This window comes from Tundrisphaera lichenicola (genome assembly GCF_051175385.1).
Classification (GTDB): Bacteria; Planctomycetota; Planctomycetia; order Isosphaerales; family Isosphaeraceae; genus Tundrisphaera; species Tundrisphaera lichenicola.
The window spans coordinates 392,225-414,309 of the sequence record NZ_CP195106.1; the positions used below are offsets into that span (position 1 = coordinate 392,225).

General features: G+C 67.8%; 14 protein-coding genes. All 14 read left to right on the forward strand.

Translation table 11 applies throughout. The features are described from left to right. The first annotated feature begins 87 nt into the window (after nt 1–87). The 14 genes from P12x_RS01615 (at nt 88) to P12x_RS01680 (ending at nt 21,835) form a co-directional block, all read left to right on the forward strand. Nucleotides 88–1,350, forward strand: coding sequence for a tetratricopeptide repeat protein (locus P12x_RS01615; RefSeq protein ID WP_435009073.1), 1,263 nt, complete (start codon nt 88–90; stop codon nt 1,348–1,350). Next, nucleotides 1,343–2,518, forward strand: coding sequence for a tetratricopeptide repeat protein (locus tag P12x_RS01620; protein WP_435009074.1), 1,176 nt, complete (start codon nt 1,343–1,345; stop codon nt 2,516–2,518). The genes P12x_RS01615 and P12x_RS01620 overlap by 8 nt, the downstream gene beginning before the upstream one ends. Before the next feature lie 7 nt (nt 2,519–2,525). Further along, the gene (locus P12x_RS01625; RefSeq protein ID WP_435009075.1) at nt 2,526–3,824 is read left to right on the forward strand and encodes a tetratricopeptide repeat protein; all 1,299 of its coding nucleotides are present in this window, start codon (nt 2,526–2,528) and stop codon (nt 3,822–3,824) included. Between the two features lie 120 nt (nt 3,825–3,944). Further along, complete coding sequence (locus P12x_RS01630) at nt 3,945–4,811, forward strand: hypothetical protein (RefSeq protein ID WP_435009076.1); 867 nt, start codon at nt 3,945–3,947, stop codon at nt 4,809–4,811. A gap of 165 nt (nt 4,812–4,976) precedes the next feature. After that, nucleotides 4,977–6,227, forward strand: a complete 1,251-nt coding sequence (locus P12x_RS01635; RefSeq protein ID WP_435009077.1) for an FG-GAP repeat domain-containing protein — start codon at nt 4,977–4,979, stop codon at nt 6,225–6,227. 280 nt (nt 6,228–6,507) lie between these two features. Next, a complete protein-coding gene (locus tag P12x_RS01640; RefSeq protein ID WP_435009078.1) occupies nt 6,508–9,894 on the forward strand; it encodes a sigma-70 family RNA polymerase sigma factor in 3,387 nt (1,128 codons plus the stop codon). Between the two features lie 280 nt (nt 9,895–10,174). Beyond that, a complete protein-coding gene (gene hpf / locus P12x_RS01645) occupies nt 10,175–10,543 on the forward strand; it encodes a ribosome hibernation-promoting factor, HPF/YfiA family (RefSeq protein ID WP_435009080.1) in 369 nt (122 codons plus the stop codon). 148 nt (nt 10,544–10,691) lie between these two features. Next, nucleotides 10,692–11,162: a PTS sugar transporter subunit IIA gene (locus P12x_RS01650; protein ID WP_435009082.1), complete on the forward strand. Its 471-nt coding sequence runs from the start codon at nt 10,692–10,694 to the stop codon at nt 11,160–11,162. A 146-nt stretch (nt 11,163–11,308) separates the two neighbouring features. After that, nucleotides 11,309–11,623 (forward strand): HPr family phosphocarrier protein, encoded by a 315-nt coding sequence (locus P12x_RS01655; protein WP_435009083.1) that lies wholly within the window; start codon nt 11,309–11,311, stop codon nt 11,621–11,623. Next, nucleotides 11,620–13,665 carry a phosphoenolpyruvate--protein phosphotransferase gene (gene ptsP, locus P12x_RS01660; protein ID WP_435009084.1) on the forward strand — a complete coding sequence of 682 codons (2,046 nt, stop codon included), beginning with the start codon at nt 11,620–11,622 and terminating at the stop codon, nt 13,663–13,665. Before P12x_RS01655 ends, ptsP begins: the two co-directional genes overlap by 4 nt. A gap of 35 nt (nt 13,666–13,700) precedes the next feature. Beyond that, nucleotides 13,701–14,336 (forward strand): TIGR03936 family radical SAM-associated protein, encoded by a 636-nt coding sequence (locus P12x_RS01665; RefSeq protein WP_435009085.1) that lies wholly within the window; start codon nt 13,701–13,703, stop codon nt 14,334–14,336. A 143-nt stretch (nt 14,337–14,479) separates the two neighbouring features. Beyond that, the gene (locus P12x_RS01670) at nt 14,480–17,839 is read left to right on the forward strand and encodes an Rne/Rng family ribonuclease (protein ID WP_435009086.1); all 3,360 of its coding nucleotides are present in this window, start codon (nt 14,480–14,482) and stop codon (nt 17,837–17,839) included. Nucleotides 17,840–18,067: 228 nt separating this feature from the next. Beyond that, entirely contained in the window at nt 18,068–18,385 is a 318-nt protein-coding gene (gene rplU, locus P12x_RS01675) for a 50S ribosomal protein L21 (RefSeq protein ID WP_435009087.1), read from the forward strand. Nucleotides 18,386–18,937: 552 nt separating this feature from the next. After that, nucleotides 18,938–21,835: a vitamin B12-dependent ribonucleotide reductase gene (locus tag P12x_RS01680; RefSeq protein ID WP_435009088.1), complete on the forward strand. Its 2,898-nt coding sequence runs from the start codon at nt 18,938–18,940 to the stop codon at nt 21,833–21,835. The last annotated feature ends 250 nt before the right edge of the window (nt 21,836–22,085 follow it).

Sequence of the window (22,085 nt, forward strand, 5' to 3'; positions counted from 1 at the left end):
CGGCCATCGGCCGGGGCGGCGACTCTCCAGGGCCGGCCGGGTCGAACCCGGTCGGCCCGCCGTCCGTGATATCGATGAGGCTGTTCGATGAAGTATCAGGCCTCTTGGCTGATCGCCCCGCTTGCCGTGGCGATCGGCCTGGCCAGCCTCGCGGGCTGGTGGGCCCTCCGGCCTCGCCCGACCCTGACCGGGGTCGACCGGCTGGTCGCCCTGGGTCGTTACGAGGCCGCTGAAACCCAGCTTCGGGAATATCTCCGGGCCTATCCCGGCGACGAGCCCGCCCGGGTGATGCTGGCCCGGATCTCGATCGACCGGCCCGACCCTAACCCGGCGCTCGCCCTGGAGCAAATCGCCGGGATCCGGCCGGCCAATCCCCACCAGGCCGCCCTCCTCAAGGCGATCGAGGGGGGAGCCCGGTTCGGCGAGCTGCATTACGACGAGGCCGAGGCCGCCTGGCTCGAAGCCCTCCGGCTCGAACCTTCGATCGCCGAGGTCGGCTGGAAGCTCCTGAATATCTACGCGCTCCAGGGTCGTGATGAAGATTCGAGGCGGCTGGCCCTCCGGCTCTTCGCCCATGAGCCCGACCCCCACGATCGGGTCCAGTTGCTCCTCCAGTTAATCCGACTCGATGCCCATCCGATCGAGGCCGGATCGGTCGTGCACGGGCTGGCCCCGGTGGTCCTCGCCAATCCCGGCGACGTCCGCTCGACCCTGGCCCTCGGCGGGGCGCAGATTCGATCCGGGCGGGCGGCGGAAGGATTGAGTCTCCTCCGGGGTGCGGTCGAGTCCCACGCGGAGGACCTCGACGCCTGGTCGACCTACCTGGACGGCCTGATCGAGGTCGGCGAGCTGGACGAGCTGGAACGGGCCTTGGGGCGGATCCCCCCATCCCTGGCGGCCTCTCCCCGCTTCGACGAGGCCAGGGGCTGGCTGGCCGCGCAAGGGCGTGATCTCGATCGGGCGGCCATCGCCTACGGTCGAGCCCTGGAGGCCCGGCCGGCCGACGCGAGGCTCGCTTACCGATTCCGGAGCGTCCTCCGGCAGGGGGGCAAGGCTCCCGGCTTCGAAGGGCTCGAATCTCGCCTCGACGCCATCGCGAAGTATCCCGATCGGGCTCGAGAACTCTACGATCAGGTCAACGCCCTGCCCGACCTGGGCCTGAGGTCGCACCCCGAACTCTTCGGGGAAGTGGCCGCGACCCTCGGATCGGTCGGCCGGAACGACGAGGCCGAGGCCTGGTCGAGCCTCGTCGGGAACGCCGTCCGAGGGATCGAGTTGCCGCGAGGCCCCGATCGTGCAACATCTCCCGCCCCGACCACCGGACCCGGAACGGGCCTCAAGGATGGATAGTCGCCGCTCCTCCTCAGGAGGCCCCACCCGCGAGGCGAGCCCCGAGCCCCGGCGGACATCCCGCCATCGAGGGCTGGTCGGGACGATCGTCGGGGTCGCCTTGCTGGCCGTCCTCTGCTGGCTGACGTACGCGAACGCGACGGGCTCGAAATCGCTCGACGAGGCCGTGGCCGCGGAGTCTCGGGGGGATTTCCCGACCGCCCTGAGGGCGTCGATGGAGCACCTCGAACGCCGGCCCTGGAGCCCCGAGGCCCATCGGGTAGCCGCCCGGTGCCTCAGCCGGCTCGATTTCGCCGAACAGGCCGAGGCTTACTATCGGCGAGCCTGGGGCCTGACCGCCTCGGATCTCCTCTATCGGGCCTATGGCCTGACTCGTCAGAATCTCCGAGAGCGGGCCCTCGAAGCGTTCGACGAGGTCCTTCGCCTGGACCCGCTCGATGTGGCGGCCCTCCGCCTCAAGGCGGGCGTCCTGATCTCGATGTTGCGATGGCACGAGGTGGGCGAGATCGGGCGGCTCCTCGCCGGGAGTGCGCTGGGCTCGGTCCGGGCCGAGGCCCCGGTTGCGGCGGCGGGCGGCCACTGGACCCTCAGGCCGAGGGAAGTGGACTCGGTCGCCGCCCTCGGCTCGACCCTGATCGGCATCGCTTATCATAATCAGGGCGATTTCGAGGCGGCGGTCGAGGCCTACCAGAAAGTGCTGGAACTCGATCCCGAGCTTCGATCGATGCCGCTGGACCGTCGCCTCTTCTGGTCGCAGTTCGGCGAGGATTTGCTCTCGATCGGCCGATCGGCCGACGTCCTCCGCTACCTCTCGCTCGTGGAAGGATCGCTGGACGATCCGGGGCTGGTCGCCCTGATGGCCCGGGCCCATATGCTCCAGGGCTCGGTGGACGGCGCCGAGAAGAGCTGGCTGAGGGTCAGGGAACTCTCCCCCGACCATCCCGCGGCCTGGCTGAACCTGGGGCGGATCGAACTGGGGCGAGGCAACCTGGAGGAGGCCACTCGGCTCCTCACGCGAGCCGCCACGCTCGCGCCCGGATCTTACGCGGCTGCCTATAATCTGGGGATCACCTACCAGCGACTCGGCCGGACCGACGAGGCCAGGAAGTGGGAGCAAAAAGCCTCCCTCCTCCGGGCCCCGAAGCCATCTCCGTCCCCAGCCCCTTGAGGCGACGATGTCCGACCGCCAGGGAACCCGCCCGAAGACACCCAGGTCGCAACCCACCCCGGCGGTCGTCGCCTCGACTCGCCCGGAGCGGTCCGACTCGCGCGGTCGGGTCCTCCGGTGGACCGTCTGGACCTTGTCCCTGGCCCTGGTCGGCCTGAACGCCTGGTGGACCTGGGGCGACTGGTCGCTCGGGGACATGAAGGCGATCGACGCCTCGATCGCCCGAGGGAAGCTCGACGAGGCCGAACAGGCGCTCCGGACTCGCCTCCGGTGGTCGCCCTCCGATGGTGATGCCCGGACGAAGCTGGCCCGGATATTGGCCCAGAGGGGCGATCAGCTCGATTGCGCCCGGGAACTGCACGAGGTCCCGTCCTGGTGGCCCTCGAAATCCGAGTCCTCATTCCTGGAGGCCCAGGCTTTCAAGCGGGTAAGCCACGCCCGAGAAGCTGAGGCCGCCTGGCTGGCCTGCATCGCCGACGACCCTCTGCATCCCGCCCCCCCGAACCTCTTCGCCGGGGCCGCCAAGGAACTGGTGGCGCTCTACGTCCTCGAAGGGCGCCTGGACGAGGCCCGGAAGACCTTGTGGCGGGCCTACGATCAAGCGACCCCGATCGAACGGCCGGGCGTCCTGGCGATGCGGGTCCGGGCCGAACTGGAGCGGATCGCCCACGAGGAAGCCGTCGCCAAGCTCCGGGGCTACATCGAGGCCGACCCCCAGGACTGGGACGCCCGGCGAGCCCTGGCCCTGGAAGAACAGGCGATCGGCAACGGGGAGGCGGCCGACCGAGTATTAAATGACTGCCTCCAAAGTCGCCCCGACGACATCAAGGCCCGGCAGGCGCAACTGGAGATCCTCCAGCAGCGAGGGAACATGGACGAGGCGCGGGCCGTCATCGACCGGCTCCCCTCGGAGGCCGATCAGGATGCCAAGATCTGGATGTATCGGGGCCTCGTCCGCCAGTCCGAAAGGGATGACCCCGGCGCCTTCGAGGCATTCCGGCGTTCCGTCGAACTCTCGCCCAACGAGGCCGACACCCTCTACAAGCTGGGGATGGTGGAACAACGCCTGGGGAAGACCGACCAGGCCCGCGATCACATCGCGAGGAGCCGCGAACTCCACCAGGCTTACGCGAATCTGAGCGGGGCCTACCAGGCGTTCCTGGACCAGACGCGGAAGGAACCCCGCGACGAGGCGGGCTATCGGGAGTCCATCGAGAAGGTGGCGTCGCTCTGCCAGACGCTCGGCTGGCAACGCGTGGCCGACGCCTGGCGTCTCGAACTGGCCCCGGGCCGACCCGGCCCCTGATCCCTCGACCGCCGACCGGCCCCTTTTCGCGATTTTGAGGGGCCTCACCAGGCCTCCCGGAGTTTCGGGTACAATCGGGCCGATCCCGCCTCCGTCCTCAGGTACCGAGCGAGTCGCCCCATGCCGATCCTCGATCGCGAGGAATACATCGAGCAGGCCTATTTCTTCCACGCCTTTCGCGAGCGGGTCCTCGACGGGATGCCCGCCCAGGACGTACTCTCTCGGGTCGGCGAGGAGCTGCTCTCGACCACCAAGCTGCCGATGGCGGTCTCGTTCCTGGCCACCGAGATCAAGGTGCTGGGCCTGATGGGCCCGGCCATGGCGCGGCTGGGCCACTACTTCACGCCGTTCCAGACCCACGTGATCGACCAGGCCGAGCACGACGTCAGCCGGTTCCCGATGGATCAGGCCCTGCTGATCCTCGAACGCGAGGCCAAGTACAAGGCCGACGGCCCCAATCCCGCCGGGCTGTTCATCTACCAGTTCGAGGCCCTCTCCCGGAACCGGCTGGGCTACGGCCGGGGGCTCGACGCGATCGCCGCCGACCCGGCCTATACCGAGGAGTGGCGCGATTACATCCTCCAGCTCCGGGCCAGGCTCGGCGACGTCGACTTCGCCGACCTGATCTACGTCCGCTCGTCCTATCTGGTCACCGAGCAGCGCCGGACCCGGCCCGACTACGAGCCCAAATATCCCACCCTCTTCGGCGAGAAGGAGGGGAAGATCGCCCGGGCCAATCGCGGCCGAGATCCGCTCTACCTCTTCTCGGCCCTCCAGCGACAGCTCGGCTACCCCGAGGTCCCCCGCCCTCGACGACCCGACGAGGCCGAGGCCCGGATCGCCCTCCTGGAGCAGCGCGTGACGCTCCTCGAGAATCGCCTCAAGGCCACCGAGGCCGCCGTCAACAACGACGTCGACCTCGCCGAGTTCGCCGTCAAGCCCGAGGATACCGCCGGCCCGCCCGCCGGTTGGGGCAGCAAATCCTAGAGGACTCAGGACTCAGGACTCAGGACTCAGGACTCAGGAAGTTATATTATGGGGGCAAAGATGCGAGAATTCGGCATCGCGATGGTGGTCTTTTCCGCGACTTGTTCCGCTTCAGTCCTCAGTCCCGAGTCCCCAGTCCTGAGTCCTCCGAGATTCGAACGGATCGTGATCGACGACGCTTTCCCGGGCGGCTACCAGGTCGAGGTGGCCGACGTCAACGGCGACAAGAAGCCGGATATCGTGGCCCTCGGCGGCTCGACCCTCGCCTGGTACGAGAACCCGACCTGGACCAAGCGGGTGGTCTCGACCTCGAAGGAGACGCCCGACATCATCAGCAGCGCCACCGCCGACCTCGACGGCGACGGCATGGCCGAGATCGCCATCGCCTATGATTTCTCGATGAACGAGCCCAAACGGGGCAAGCTCCTCCTTGCTATCCAGGGGGCGAAGGTGGATGACCCCTGGACTTTCACGCCGATGGTCGACGCTAATCAGTCCCGAGGGGTGGGTGGAGGGATTGCCGGAGGGGGAGGGTCAGGAGGGACGAATGGAGCCGCCGGCCGACTCCACGAGTCCTCACTCTCCAGAGTGCCCAGCATCCACCGACTCCGCTGGGGCATTTATCCATCGGTACGCGTTTCTCCAGGTTCGGTCTCATTCGAAAAGAAACAAGCACTGTTCGTTGCTTCGATCTTTGGGCCATCGGCGAAGCCTCCCCTCTTCAACCAGGACCCGGCCCGACTGGTTGTCTTCGACCCGGGGGCCGAGCCGAAATCGGGCCATTGGAAATCCTACCGGGTCGGCGAGGCCCCGGTCCTGCACGCGATCGAATTAGTGGACCTTGGCGATCAGGGTGTTTCCACCGTCCTCGGGGCAAGCAATCAGGGGGTGACCTCGTACCGACTGAACCCGGTGCTCGGCGTGGGCGACTTCTTTCAAGCCTCCGATCTTGCCACCGGCGCACTGGGAGAAGCTCCCAAGAAAGGATCGAGCGAGGTCCACCTCGGCAAGCTCAGGAACGGCCGGAAGTTCCTCGCCACCGTCGAGCCCTGGCATGGCACGGATGTCGTCGTCTATCTGTCCGAATCCCTGGATCCGCTCAAGTTCGGACCTCGGACCGTGATCGACACTTCCCTGAAGGAGGGCCACGCCCTCTGGGTGGCCGACGTCGATGGCGACGGCGACGACGAGGTTTTCGCCGGCTATCGAGGGGGAGGGGGGGGCGTCCTGATGTTCGATCGTGATGGGTCGGACTGGGTCAGGACCATCCTCGACCCCGGAGTCACCGCGCAGGATCTCCGGGGGGGCGACCTCGACGGTGATGGTCGGCCCGATGTGGTCGCCATTGGCGGCCAGTCGCATAACGTGGTCTGGTATCGGCCGATCCCGAATGAGTCGAAGAAGGCCCGGGACTGACAGGTAATCCTAATCCGGCAATCGGTCGCGTATGACGCCCGGAGCAAGCTCCGGGTCGGACAGCGTGAGCAAGCTCCCGCACTCCAAGGCGGCTCCGCCGCATCGAGAATGACGCCGCCGGAGGCCTTGGAGTGCGGGAGCTTGCTCACGCTTTGCCCGGGCGGAGCTTGCTCCGCCTCAAGGCATCCGCGTTACTGAGATTTTCAAAAAAGTTGAAGCATTCGACCCCCCGGGAGACACTTGAAGATCGACGAGCGAGACATCGAGGGGAGGTTCCCGGGTGATCAAGTTTCCCGCTTCGTGCGGTCCTAACCTCGATTCGATCTTGCGGATCGGGGCGGCGGGCTCGCTGGGCGATGGCGAACTCCTGGACCCGGTCGCCCGGTCGTCGGGGGAGTCGGCCGAGGTGGCGTTCTCGGCGTTGATCGAGCGGCATGGGTCGATGGTCTACCGGGTCTGCCTCGACATCGTCGGCAACCGTCACGACGCCGAGGATGCCTATCAGGCCGTCCTCCTGGTCCTGGCCCGTCGGGCGGGGTCGGTCCGCCATCGCGACTCGGCGGCCGGCTGGCTGCTCGGGGTCGAGCGACGCGTCTCGGCCCGAGCCCAACTCGATCTGGCCCGGAGGCGTGAGCACGAACGTCGGCGGGCAGAACAGGGCCTCCAGCCTGCCGAAGGATCCGCACCCGTTCACGACTGGTCGGCGCTCTACGAGGAGATCGACCGACTCCCGGAGAAATACCGAGCGGCGATCGTGGTCTGCCACCTTGAAGGGATGAGCCACGAGCAGGCCGCCAACCTCCTCCAGTGCCCGATCCGGACCCTGCAAAGCCGGTTGCTCCGGGCTCGGGCCAGGCTTCGCGACCGGTTGGCCCGTCGAGACCTGGTCCCGGAATCGTGGACCCTGGAAAAGCCGTCGCGATCGGTCGCCCCGAAGTCGCTCGCGATCGCGACGACTCGCCTGGCCCTAAGTCATGCAAGCGGGAGTCTCTCCGGCGGGTCGGTCCCGTCGGCCGTGGCCTCACTGGCGGAAGGAGTTCTGGCGATGACGACGCTGGCGAAATTCAAGCTGGTCCTGGCCGCCTCGATCACCCTCGGCCTGGCCACCGGCCTGGCCTGGGCCTCCGGTCTGGGAGGAGGCGGAGAACCGGTCGTTGCCACCATCCCAGCCGATGATCCCGTCATCAAGACCGAGGCCAAAGGACGGATCGTCGAGGAGAAGAAAACGAAAGAAGCGGTCGAAGCCCGGGGTGTGGTCGTCGACGAGGCCGGTCGTCCGGTCCCGGGGGCCGAGGTCGTGGCCCAGGCCTACACCGAACGCGAATCTCGGGGGGTCACCGACGCCGAAGGTGCATTCCGATTTCCACTTGTCCGGGCACAGCGGATCGACGCTACCTCGCTGCTGGCCCGCTCGGCCGACGGCGATCGGCTCGGCTCCTTCCTATACGAGTATAACCTGACCCCGGAACAGGCATCGGTCCCCGCCCGGATCGTTTTGAAGACGGCCCGTCGCTTCACGGCACGAGTCGAGGACGCGCGCCATTCACCCATCTCAGGCGCGACGGTCGAGGTGGTCGGAAATTTTCAGATCCTCGGCCACGGGTCGACCGGGCCTGATGGCGTTGCCGAGCTGGCCGTGCCGCCCGAAGCCTCGATCGAATGGGTGATCGCCCTGAAATCGGGCCGGGGCCTGGATTACGCCGAATTCGGGACGGCGGATGAGCACGGTCGGAGCCGAGGAGGTCGCGCGGCCTCGAAACTCCCGGCGACCGTTGCCCTGGTGCTCGAAGGAGCCCGGACCGCGAAGATCCGGGCTGTGGACGCCGAGGGGAAGCCGCTCGCCGGGGTCGGCTTCGGACCCTGGCTCATCCAGAAAGAAGGGCGGCGGAGCCAACTCAATCTCGGCGACTACCGATCGATGACAGCATCCACGGATAACGATGGTGTTGCGGCCTTCGACTGGTTGCCTCCCAGTCAAAAGGGGCTGACCTTCTGGCCTCGATCCGACGACTTCGCTCACCGCCGAGTCATAGTGGAAGCAGGGGCGACCGAGCCCGTCACCGCCACGATGACTCGTAAGGAAATGATCCGAGGCCGGGTCGTCCACTCCGACGGCTCGCCCGCCTCGGGAATCATGGTCGAAACTTACGGGACCGGTCGGGGGCACGACCACGGCCAGGACCGGACCCGATCGGACGCCGACGGTTCGTATGAACTGACCGTCAGCCCGGGCGAGGCTTACGCCGTCTATGTCCAGGACGACAACTGGGCCGCGCCGAGCCGGTTGGATGTCATCGTACTTCCAGACCATTCGGTGAAGAATGTCGACTTCAAGCTAACTCGGGGCACGATCATCCGGGGGAAGGTCACGGTCGGGTCCGACGACAAGCCCGTCGCCGGGCAGTACATGCGGCTCGACGAGAGCACCGGCGAGCAGGCCCCGGCCGAGGTCCGGGATGAAGGAGATCACGTCTGGCGTGAGGTCCGCCGACAATTCGGCGAGCTGACCGACGCCGAGGGACGCTACTCGATCCGGGTCGGCCCGGGGACCTACACCCTGTTCGGGCCACCTCATCTGGAAAACGAGAAGTTCACCGTCAAGGACGAGCCGGAGTTGATCCGCGACTTCCGGATGCCCCGGCCGGAGAAAGGACCGATCTCGGGCCGGGTCGTCGAGGCCGTCTCGGGCAAGGGCGTGGCGGGGGCGAAGATCGATTTTGTGGCCGCCAACAACCGAGGCGTTCCTCGCGCCGTGTTTGCCGATGGCGAGGGACATTTCCAATTCGAAAGGGATCTCGACAAGCTGGTCGTCTGCGTCAAGTCGGCCGATGGATCGCTCGGGGCGATCGTCGAGGTCGGGGCCGAGGACCCCGAGGTCGTCATCCCGATCTCTCCGACCGCGACGGCCACCGGGCTCCTCCTCGATGAACAGGGCAAACCGGCCGCGAACCAGCCCCTCGAATGGGGCCGGCGCGTCTACCTGGACGAGGAGGAGCAGATCTCGATGACCTGCTTCGCCCCGAAGGTCGTGACCGACGCGGAGGGGCGGTTTATCCTGCCCTCGCTGGTCGTCGGCCAGGAATATAACATCTCCGTCCAGCGGGATAACATGTATCTCGCGGCCGGCGTGGTCCGGCCCGAGTCCCCCAGCCCGATCGACCTGAGGACGCTCAAAATCGGAGCGTATCGCCCCAAGCCGACCGCCGAGGAGATGTCATCGTTCCGCAAGGGCGGCCCCGAGGCGGGGGATATGGCCCCGCCGATCGAGGGGACCTTCCTGGATGGCCGGCCTCTCAAGCTGGAAGACTTCCGGGGGAAGTTCGTCCTGCTTGACTTCTGGGCGACCTGGTGCGGGCCTTGCATTGGCGAGATCCCCCAACTTCAGGCGGTCCATGACGCCTTCCGCGAGGACGGTCGGTTCGTGATCCTGAGCCTGAGCGTGGACGAGAAGATCGACGAGCCCCGGGCGTTCCAGGAGAAGCGGAAGCTCCCCTGGTCGCAGGGGTTCCTGGGCGAGGGGATCCACTCGGCCACGCCCGGCTCGTTCGGGGTCCGGGCGATCCCCGCCTTCGTCCTGGTCGGTCCCGACGGCCGGATCGTGAAGAAGGGGATGCGGGGGAAGGAGATCGAGGCCGCCGTGGCGGAGGCGCTAGGATCGGCGCGATGAAGAGGCTCGCGGAAGGCCTCAATGTAACCTAGGATGGCTTGTCGGTCTCGGGAGCCCCGCTCCGGGGCTGCCGACATTGCGGGCGCTTGCTCTCCCGTAGGGCAGGGCTCGCCCTGCCGCGTCAAGGGACTCGGCAGGGCGAGCCCTGCCCTACGAGAAGACGAGAAGACCCGGGGCCGGGTGGCCCCTTGACCGGAGGATAAGTCGGGGTTAATCTTTCCTTACGCTGAGTGCGTCATTGAGCGGGCCGGCGGCGTTGAATCTGGCAAGGAGCGGATGGGTGCAAATCGAGATATCGACCCGCCACGGAAGCCTGGGTCCAAGTCAGACCGCGTACCTCCACGACAAGGCCGAGAAGCTCGTCAAGTATTTCGGGCGGCTGATGTCCGTCGAAGTTGCTGTCGAGCATGGCAAGCACGGGAAGGACGCCTGGCGGGTGGAAATCCGGGCCTCGGCCGAGCACAAGCATGACTTCTTCGCCAGCGAAGAAGGGCCGACGCCCGAGGTGGCGATGGACAGCTGCGTCCACAAGGTGGAGGAGCAACTCCGCCGCTACAAGGACCGGGTCCAGAACCACAAGGGCGACCCCTCGGTTGTCGATGATCTGACTCCTGTCGACGATCTGACTCCTGGCGAAGAATCAGCGTGACTCATTCCCTTCATCACCGGGCCTCGGGCCGTTGGTCCCCGCGGTCGGAACTTGAATTGTTGCGTGCCTCGTCGAGCGTCCCGAAGGCCCGGCCCCCGGCTTGTGATGCCGGGGCCGTCGTCAAGGCAACCCGACGATGGAGGGCTGGATGAAGCTTTCGGATTTCGTGGTCAGCGAGGCGATTCTCGTCGATCTCCAGGCGACCGGCAAGGAAGAGGCGATCCGCGAGATCGTCCGGAGCCTGCACTCGTCCGGTCAGATTGCCGAGCCCGACGTCGATGGCGTGATTCGCGCCATCCTCGGTCGAGAGGAACTGGGCTCAACCGGGATCGGGCAGGGCGTGGCGGTGCCCCACACCCGCCATCCGACGGTCCAGAAGCTGGTCGGGACCGTCGCGCTGTCGCGCCGGGGGGTGGACTTTGCCGCCCTGGACGGCGAACCCGTCGATATCTTCTTCCTGTTGATCTCGCCGCCGAACCAGCCCGGCGACCACCTTCGAGCCCTGGAGAACATCTCGAGGCACCTGAAGGACGAGCAGTTCGTGAGTTTCCTCCGCAAGGCGGTCGACAAGCAAGCCGTCATCGATTTGCTCGAAGAGGCCGACCAGGCCGTCTCCTGAAACTGGCCCGATCCGAATCCTCGGATCGCGCCCGATGCCGTCGTCCGGCTTCGGGTCGCGGAGAATTTCCTCGGAGAGCCGGGCCCCGCGTCCCGAAGCCGGGTCCATCCCATCGCCAGCCGCCCCTTTGGCCGACCGAGCCGCCGATGAGCCACGATCCTCAGGTCGCACGCCGACAGGTCGAGATCACCAACGCGCTGGGGCTACACCTCCGCCCGGCCGACAAGTTCGTCCGGGTGGCGCATCGCTTCCAGTCGGAGATCCGCGTCTATCACGAAGGGCATGAGATCAACGGCAAGTCGATTCTTGACCTGACGACCCTGGCGGCCGAATGCGGCACCTTGCTGAACCTGGAGGCCCGCGGCCCCGACGCCGAGGAGGCCGTGGATGCTCTGGCCGAGCTGATCCTGGCCCGGTTCCACGAGACCGATGAGGGGCACGAACAGGGTCCGGCCTCATGACGCCGGCACCCTCGGAAGGGACCGGTCAGGAGCGGAGGCCCGGCCCGCGTGCCAGGACCAGGGCCGGCCCGGGCGCCCCGACGATGCACACCCTCCGCGGGATCGCCGTCAGCCCCGGGATCGCCATCGGTCCGCTCCGGGTCCTCGACCCTCACGGGCTCCGGCCCGCTCCTCGGGCCATCTCGGCCGAGTCCGTCGCCGGTGAATTCGAACGCCTCGACCGGGCCCTGGCCTCGGCCCAGGTCGACGCCGGGGCCGCCGAGGCCGAGGCCCGTCGGCGAATCGGTCCGCAGTACGCCGACATCCTCGCCGCCCATGCCCGGATGATCGCGGATCCCACGCTTCGCCGGGATGCCCGCACGCGGATCGAGCGCGACCTGGTCAGCGCCGAACACGCGGTCTCCGAGGTCCTGGAGGGGCACGCCGCCCGGCTGGCCAGCCTGGCCGATTCGCACCTGGCCGCCCGAGCCGCCGACGTCCGCGACATCCAGCAGCGGATCCTCGGGCAGTTCCTCGGCGTCGGATCGTCGGCGGTCCCGATCGACACCGAGGGGCCGATCGTCGTGCTGGCCCACGACCTCTCGCCCAGCGAGACCGCCGGGCTGGACCCGGATTGCGTGCTGGGCTTCGCCACCGAGAGCGGGGGGCTGGCCAGCCACACCGCGATCGTCGCCGCGGCCCTGGAGATCCCCGCGGTGGCCGGCCTGGGCAAGGCCCTGGACCTGGCCCGCTCCTGTCGATGGGCGATCATCGACGGCGACGAGGGGCTGGTCGTGCTCGACCCCGACCCGGCCACGCTGGACCGCTACCGGGCCGCCTCGGCCGAGCGGACCGCGCGGTTTGCCGGCCTGGCCGAGCTGTCCCACCTCCCTTCCGAGACCCTGGATGGCCGCTCGGTCGAACTCTGGGGCAACATCGAGTTCCCCTCCGAGGTCGAACTCTGCCTGGCCCGGGGGGCCTCGGGGATCGGCCTCTACCGGACCGAGTTCCTGTTCCTCAACGCCGAGAGCCCGCCGTCCGAGGACGAGCAGTTCGCGGTCTACTCGGCCGTGGTCCGATCGGCCCAGGGCCGCCCGGTCACATTCCGGACGCTCGACCTCGGGGCCGACAAGCTGACCTCGTACCGGAAAGGAGCCCTGCCCGAGCCCAACCCGGCCCTGGGCCTCCGGAGCCTCCGGCTCTCGCTGGGCGATCCCTCGCTCTTCCGCGACCAGCTCCGGGCGATTCTCCGGGCCGCCGCCCTCGGCGAGGTCCGAGTGATGTTCCCGCTGGTCTCCACCGTGGATGAGTTTCGCAGGGCCCGCGCGGCCCTGGACGCCGTCCGAGACGAGCTGAGGGCCGAAGGGGTCGCCGTCCGCGACGACCTCCGGGTGGGGATCATGGTGGAGGTCCCCTCCGCGGCGGTCATGGCCGACCAGTTCGCCCGGCTGGTCGACTTCTTCTCGATCGGGACCAACGACCTGATCCAGTACACCCTGGCCGTGGATCGGACCAACGAGACGGTCGCCGAGCTCTACAACGCGGCCGATCCGGCCGTCCTCCGCCTGATCGCGATGGTGGTCGCCGCCGCCGCCCCCCGAGGGGTGGAGGTGACCGTCTGCGGCGCCATGGGGGGCGAGCCGCTCTACGCGATGCTCCTGCTGGGCCTTGGGGTCCGGCAGCTGAGCATGGCACCGCACCAACTCCCCGAGATCAAGCGAGTGGTCCGGGCGATCCGCGACGACCGCTCTCGCGAGTTGACCGCCCGGGTGATGGCGATGGAGTCGGCTTCCGAGGTGACGGCGTCCCTCCGGGCGTCCTTGCTCGAAGCCCTCCCCGAGGCTCCCGGCGAGGGGTCGGCCTTCCGTCCCCACGATTCCAGCGGTCGCCTCTCGACCCGGGCGGCTCTTCGCGAGACAATGCAACCCGCAGGGGCCCCCGGCTTGGTGCCGGCGCCGCCCCCCCAGAGAAACCTGGACACTTCCCCGGACCCCGAACCGATCCCGCCCGCAGGCCGTCCGCGACCCCGCCGGACTCGGCCGGGCCCGGCAGGCGGGTCATGAGCGGGCCCCTCACCGGGCCCGGATACCCGGCAACGATGCCCTCCCCCAAGGTTCGCCTCCGGTTCGCCAAACTCGGCGACCTCCGCCTGGTCAGCCATCACGACCTGATGCGCTGCCTGGAACGGATGGCACGCCGGGCCGAACTGCCTCTGGCCCAGAGCCAGGGATTCAATCCCCGCCCCAAGATCGCCTTCACCCTGGCGCTCGCCCTGGGGATCGAGGGGCACCACGAAGTCGTCGAGATCGAACTGGCCGAGCCGATGGAGCCGACCGAAGTGCTCCGCCGCCTGGCCGCCGTCTCGCCGCCCGGCCTCGACTGGCTCGATGCCGAAGACCCCGGCCCCGGCCGCCCGGCTCAAGCCGGCGCGGTCCGCTACGCCCTGCCCATCCCCGCCGATCGCCGCGACGGGGCCCGCGTCGCCTTGGCCGAATTGCTGGCCACCGACCGCCGCCCCTACACCCGGCACCGGCCCGACCGCACCGTCGAGATCGACCTGCGGCCATTCCTGCTTGAAGCCGAGCTGGACCCCGATGGGGTCCTCCGATTCCGCCTGAAGATGTCCCCGAGCGGTTCCGCCCGGCCCGAAGAGGTGATCGACACCCTGGGCCTGCGCGATCTCCTGGGACAAGGGGCCGTCCTGGCTCGCACCGGAGTGGAGCTGGCCTCTTGAGTGAACAGTCCGGGTCCCCCTCGCCCTCGCGTCACGCCACGGCCCGCCCATCAAGGCGGCCCGACGTGCCCATGCCTGGGCGTCCCCGGGGAGCCCGTTAACAAACCATCGCCGACCGCGATCGCGTCAGAAAGATCGACCGTATGAAGAAAGAAATGCTGATCAACGTGCTCCAGCCCGAGGAGTGCCGCATCGCCATCGTCGAAGACGGCATCCTCGAGGAGCTTTACGTCGAACGGACCAGCCACGAGAGTTACACCGGCAATATCTATAAAGGTAAGGTCGTCAACCTCGAGCCCGCCATCCAGGCCGGGTTCGTCGACTTCTCGGTGGGCCGTAACGGCTTCCTCCACGTCTCCGACGTCGAGCCCCAGTATTATCGCCGGAACCTCGCCGACGACGCCGAGCCCACCGCCAGGGATCGCGACCGGGAGCGAGAGCCTCGCGCCCGCGACGACCGTCGGCGGCCGGCCCGGCCCGCCGGCCCGGAGGCCCGCGACCTCCCCGCGCCCCCCAGTTATCCCGAGGAGAGGATCGTCCGCGATCGTCCCGAACGGGACCGCCCGGACCGATCCGAACGCGGTCGACGCGACCGGTCCGAGCCCCGACGCTTCGGCGAAGGCCTGGTCGGCGACGATGACCGGCCGGCTCCGCCTTCCCGGCCCGAGCCCGGGGAAGCCCCGAGGCGGCTCCGCTCCGAGGTCCCCCCGGCCCCGGCCAGGCCCGTCGAACCGCCCCCGTACGCCCGGTCTCCCGAGCGGTTCGAGACGGCTCGGCCCCCCGAGCCCGAAGAACCGCGTGCCCGGGGCTTCGGGTCGGGCGTGAGCCGCCCCGTCGAGCCCGAGCCGTTCGACCCGGATCTCCCGCCCAGTCGGACCCAGCGAGGTCGGACCCAGCCGGCCCGCCCCGTCGAACCCGTCGAGGATCTCCCCCGAGCCCGGACCACGGCTCCGGCCGCCCCGGCTCGCGAGCCCGATGCCGACCTCGAGCCCGAACCCGCCGCTCGCGAGCCTCGACGAGGCCGAGGTGGCCGAGGTCGAGGCCGGGCCGTGCCCGAATCCCGCGTCGAGCCCGAGCCGCTGACCCTGCCCGAGTCGGCCGAGCCCGAGGACGTCGAGCCCCCGTTCGTCGAGGAAGCCCCCCGGCGCCGGGGAGGTCGCGACGCCATCCGCTCCAGGGGCGGAGACCGCGAGCCGGAGCGTCCCCGCCCGGCGCCGCCCGAGCGCGAGCCGGAGCGTCCCCGGCCGGCGCCGCCCGAGCGATCGCGAGGCTTCGCCGCCGAGCTGATCGAGCCGGAGCGTCCCCGCCCGGCGCCGCCCGAGCGCGAGCCGGAGCGTCCCCGGCCGGCGCCGCCCGAGCGATCGCGAGGCTTCGCCGCCGAGCTGATCGAGCCGGAGCGTCCCCGCCCGGCGCCGCCCGAGCGCGAGCCGGAGCGTCCCCGGCCGGCGCCGCCCGAGCGATCGCGAGGCTTCGCCGCCGAGCTGATCGAGCCGGAGCGTCCCCGCCCGGCGCCGCCCGAGCGGACCCGTCCGGCTCCCGCCGAGCCGACCCGGGAACGCGGTCGGTCTCCGGAGCGTCCCCGGGCCGAGATCGAGACGCCACGCGACCGCAACAAGCCGATCGACCGGGCCGGCGAGGAAGGGTATGTCCCCCGTCGCCTCCGGTCGGCCGACCCCACCGAGGTCGAGCCACCGAGCTTCCCCTGGGCCGATTCCGACGAGGATGTCGCCGGCCTGCTCGACTCCGACGTCGAAGGGGAAGGGGAAGCCGAGGATTTCGAGCCGGGCTCGACCAAGGCCGACGGGACCCGCCGTCGACGTCGCCGTCGGGGCCGTCGTCGCGACCGCGAGCCGGTGGAAGTGTCCACGCCTCCCGTCGCCGAAGAGATCGACGAGCTCGAACCCCATGAGGAGGCCGAGGACGCCGAGATTCACGGGTCGGCGATCGAGGAGATCCCCTCGACCTCCGACTTCGATTTCGGCGAGGAACGGGGCGACGACGAATTCGAGGACGAGGACGACCTGGCCCCCTCCGCCCGGATCCCCGGCCCCGAGGACGAGATCGACCCCGAGCTCGAGGAGGAAATCCGCAAGGAAATCGAAGAGATCGCCGAGCTCGAGCGGCAGATGGGGCTCCGTGGGACCGTCGAGGCCCGCCCCCGTCGGGGCGACGCCGGCGCCGAGGAAGAAGGCAGTCGGGGAGGGCGATCGGCCGGGCGAGGGATGGTCAAGCCCCCGATCCAGGAGATCTTCCGGAGGGGCGACGAGGTCCTCGTCCAGGTCATCAAGGAGAGCATCGGGACCAAGGGCCCAACCCTCTCCACTTATATCAGCATCCCCGGCCGATACCTCGTGCTGATGCCCGGCCTGAACCGGGTCGGCGTCTCGCGAAAGATCGCGGACGAGGGGCAGCGTCGGAAGCTCCGCGAGATCATGAACGAGCTGAACCCCCCCAAGGGGCTCGGATTCATCGTCCGGACCGCCGGGCTCGACCGGACCAAGCGCGAGCTGGCCCGCGACCTCGCCTATCTCCTCCGCCTCTGGAAGGTCATCCTGACCCGGATCAAGAAGGCCAAGACCCCGGCGCCGATCTATCAAGAATCGGACATGATCACGCGGACCATCCGCGATATCTTCACCGCCGAGATCGACACCATCTGGATCGACGAGCCCGCCGCCTTCGAGCGGGCCCAGGAATTCCTCCGGGTCGTGATGCCCCGATTCGTCGGCCGGCTCAAGCTTTACGACGAGAAGGTCCCGATCTTCCACAAGTACGGGATCGAGGACGAGATCGCCAAGATCCAGCGACGGCGGGTCGACTTGCCCGAGGGCGGCTCGATCGTGATCGACCAGACCGAGGCCCTCGTGGCCATCGACGTCAACTCGGGCAACTTCCGGGTCGAGAACGACGCCGAGCGTACGGCCTACGAGATGAACCTCCGGGCCGCCAAGGAGATCGCCCGCCAGCTCCGGCTCCGCGACCTCGGCGGCGTGATCGTCAATGACTTCATCGACATGCGTGACGAGCGCAATCGCCGAGGGGTCGAGAAGGCGCTCCGCGACGCCATCAAGCGCGACCGGGCCCGGACCAAGGTCCTCCGGATGAGCGCCTTCGGCCTGATCGAGATGACCCGCCAGCGGATCCGGCCCAGCCTGAAGCGGTCGGTCTACGAGGATTGCGTCCGGTGCGCCGGCGCGGGCGTGGTCAAGACGGTCGAGAGCATGTCGATCGACGTCATGCGAATCCTGGCCCTGGCCTCTCATCGAGAGGACATCCGCCGGGTCCACATCGGGGTGACGCCGGGCGTCGCGGCCCACCTGAACAACCGCAAGCGTAAGGAGATCGCGCAGATCGAACTGGACGCCAACATGACGATCCACATTCGTAACGAGGAAGACGCCCCGGCGGAACACCTCCAGATCGACTGCTTCGACGCCAACAACAACGAGGTCCGCCTCTTCCCCCAGGCCGTGCCCGACCGCCATCATCGCCACCGGCATTGATGACGAGAAGGCGGCCTGCCCCCTGAAGTCGCCGTCCGGCCCCCGTCTTCTCGGCGGGGGCCGGATCGATTTCCGGGCCGAGGACTTCCCTCAGCCCGAGTCTTTCGGTACAATCCCCCCCTTCGGACCGTCGCGGGCGCCTGACCGGCCCCGGAGGCCCAAGATACCCCAGCGATTCGGAACCGGCGACCCGTGGCCTGCCACCGGGGCCGCGAGGAGTGTTTGAACGTGTCCTACGCGATTTTCGAAGACGGAAGCCACCAGTTCCGAGTCCGCGAAGGCGACACCATCACGGTCGATCGTCGTGACGGCGAGCCCGGCAGTGAACTAGTCTTCAACAGGGTCCTGCTGATCGCCGGCGACGGAGCCCCGTCCATCGGCGCCCCGCTCCTGACCGGTGCCAAGGTCGTTGCCAAGATCGTTCGCGAATTCCGCGACAAGAAGATCGTGATCCAGAAGTTCCGCCGCCGCAAGAACATGCGTCGCCGGAATGGACACCGTCAGTATTACACCTCGGTCCAGATCACGAGCATCGTCCCCGCCTGATCGACCTCGCCTGCACCTTTCTCCACTGATTCCATAAAGTGACCGTTCCGGATTGCCTCGGCCGAGGCCCGGAACGGTCCTTGCATGATCCTGCCTAATATTTCCTTTCCGCACACCTTGGCGCTCTCCACGTTTTCCACATAATCGGTACGTGGCGATCCACGATCCCCCAGATTACCCGTTTCCTTCAGAACCGCGCGGATAGAATGAGAGTTGGCTGCACCAGGGAAGGCCGGTCATCACGGTTATCGCCCGCCCGAAGTTCGAGTTGATGCGTCATGTCCGCTCAGAATCGAGCGAACGCAGGCGAACGATTTGATCTCCCCTTGTGCCATCATTGAAGGTTTGTCGGTCAAATCCCGATCCTCAGCAACACCTTGCTAGATTTCTGGCCACTAGTGTACTCTTGTGGCCGACGCGCGATGACAGGGATCTGGGACAAGGCCCTGGAAGATAGGTCGATCAACCCGGAGAGCGTCCATGGCAACGGTAGAGGATCGGACGTCGGTATCACAGCGAACCGAGAACAGGACGGGCCAGGCGCGATCGGGGATGACGGTCCCTCGCGTGTTCAGCACCGAAGGGGTCAGTCCTTACGACCAGGTCGAGTGGGAAATCCGCACGGCCGCGATCAAGGATGAGAAGGGGCGGGTCCTCTTCGAGCAGACCAACGCCGAGATCCCGAAAGGCTGGAGTCAGCTCGCCACCAATGTCGTGGTCAGCAAGTACTTCTACGGCGAGGTCAACACTCCGGAGCGCGAGTCCAGCGTCCGCGATCTGGTCGACCGAGTCACCCGGACGATCTCGGATTGGGGCCGGGAGGACGGCTATTTCGCCACCCGCGAGGACGCCGAGCGGTTCTATGACGAGCTGACCGCCCTCTGCCTGAACCAGTACGGGTCGTTCAACTCGCCGGTCTGGTTCAACGTCGGGCTCTACCACCGGTACGGGACCAACGGCCTGGCCAACGGCTGGCGATGGGACGAGGAGACTCGCTCGATCGTCAAGGCCGAGGGGTCGTATCAGTACCCGCAAGCGTCGGCCTGCTTCATCCAGAGCGTCGACGACGACATGCAGGACATCATGAGGCTGGCCACCTCCGAGGCCATGCTCTTCAAGTACGGCTCGGGGACCGGCACCGACCTCTCGACGCTCCGCTCCAGCAAGGAGAAGCTCGCCGGGGGCGGCAAGCCGTCCGGCCCGGTCAGCTTCATGAGGGTCTACGACGCGATCGCCAGCGTGATCAAGTCGGGCGGCAAGACCCGACGCGCCGCCAAGATGCAGACGCTCAAGATCTGGCACCCCGACGTCCTCGAATTCATCGAGAGCAAGACCAAGGAAGAGAAGAAGGCCCGGACCCTGATCGAGGCCGGTTATGAGGCCAACTTCAACGGCGAGGCCTATAGCTCGGTCCTCTTCCAGAACGCCAACCTCTCGGTCCGCGTCACCGACAGCTTCCTCCGGGCCGTCGAGGACTCCGGCGAGTGGACCACCCGTGCCGTCACCTCCGGCCGGCCGATGGACACCTATCCGGCCCGCCAGTTGATGGACGCCATCGCCGAGGGGACCTGGCTCTGCGGCGACCCCGGGCTCCAGTACGAGGACACGATCCAGCGCTGGCACACCTGCCCGAACACCGCGCCGATCAATAGCAGCAACCCCTGCTCCGAGTACATGTTCATCGACGACAGCGCGTGCAATCTGGCCAGCCTCAACCTGATGAAGTTCCGCAAGGAGGACGGCACCTTCGACGCCGCCTCGTTCCGGGCGGCTTGCCGGATCTTCATCACGGCCCAGGAGATCCTGGTCGACCACGCCAGCTACCCGACCGACCGGATCGGCCTGAACAGCCACAAGTTCCGACCGCTCGGACTGGGCTACGCCAACCTCGGCAGCCTGGTCATGGCCGACGGCCTGCCTTACGACTCGAACCCCGGCCGAGGGCTGGCGGCCTGCATCACGGCGATCATGCACGGGCAGGCCTACCTGACCAGCGCCGAGCACGCCGGGCAACTCGGGCCGTTCGAGGGCTTCGCGCTCAATCGCGAGCCGATGCTTCGGGTCATGGAAATGCACCGCGACGCCGTCGAGGGGATCGATCCCTCGGCCCCGAAAGACCTGGTGGCCGAAGCTCGCGCGGTCTGGGATGCCTGCCTGGAACTGGGCCGGAAGAACGGCTACCGGAACAGCCAGGTGACCGTCCTGGCCCCCACCGGCACCATCGCCTTCATGATGGACTGCGACACCACCGGGATCGAGCCCGACATCGCCCTGGTCAAGTACAAACAACTGGCCGGCGGCGGGATGCTCAAGATCGTCAACCGGACCGTGCCGATGGCGCTCCGGAAGCTCGGGTACGACGAGCCGGTCGTCCGGGGCATCCTCGATTACATCGACGCTAAAGACACCATTGAAGGGGCTCCGGGGCTCCACGAAGGGCACCTCCCGGTCTTCGACTGTGCCTTCGCGCCTCCTCAAGGTGGCCGGAGCATCCACTTCCGGGGCCACCTCCGGATGATGTCGGCCGTGCAGCCGTTCCTCAGCGGGGCGATCAGCAAGACCTGCAACGTGCCGAGCGACGCCACGGTCGACGACATCCGCGAGGCGTACCTCGAAGGCTGGAAGCTGGGCCTCAAGGCGATGGCGATCTATCGCGACGGTTCCAAGGGGAGCCAGCCGGTGAGCACCAAGTCCGAGAGCGACTCCAAGGCCGAAGCCGAAGCCGCCAAGGCTGCCCCGGCACCGGTGATCATCCCGACTCCGGCCGTTGCCGCAGCTCCGGTCGCGGCCCAGCCCCGGCGAGCCCGCCTGCCACACACCCGGCATAGCCTGACCCACAAGTTCGACATCCAGGGTCACGAAGGGTATGTCACCGTCGGCTTCTATCCCGACGGCCGGCCGGGCGAGGTCTTCGTCACGATGGCGAAGGAAGGTTCGACCATCGGCGGCCTGATGGACGTGCTGGGCACCTCGATCTCGATGGGTCTCCAGTACGGCGTCCCGCTCGAAGTCTTCGTTAACAAGTTCGCCCACAGCCGGTTCGAACCGGCCGGATTCACCAAGAACCCGGACATCCCGATCGCCAAGAGCGTGACGGATTACATCTTCCGCTGGCTCGGGATGGAGTTCATCCCCGGCTATCGCGAGGCCAACGCCCCCCAGCGAGTGGCCGACGAACCCCCCGCCCCCAAGCCCGTCGTCAAGGTGAACGGGCACCGGACCGTGACCATGGAAGACCTCGATCACACCGAGGCGGTCCTCGGCCAGGGCACCCCGGCGGCACCCGCCCCGCTCGTCGTCCCGGCCTACGAGGCGATGGATAAGCGGGACGAGCAATTCGCCCACTTCCAGAGCGACGCCCCCGCCTGCGACAGCTGCGGGGCCTTGACCGTCCGCTGCGGGACCTGCTACCGCTGCTTCAACTGCGGGAACAGCATGGGCTGCTCCTGATCCGAACCCCGGATCATCGGATTGATCAGATCGGCCCGGCCCGGGGAGATTTCCTCGGGTCGGGCCGTTTCATGGATCGGTGTTCGATCGGTGAATGGGGCCGTCGAGCCGCCGATCAGGTCTGTCGCGAGCTATAGAGCGTCGGCGTTTCCAGATCATTCAGCCGAATGTCGCCGAACTCGTCCTCGAAGGTGACGCAGATCTTCCAACCGACGTGATACGGAATCTTCCGGATGAGTTATCATAGGGG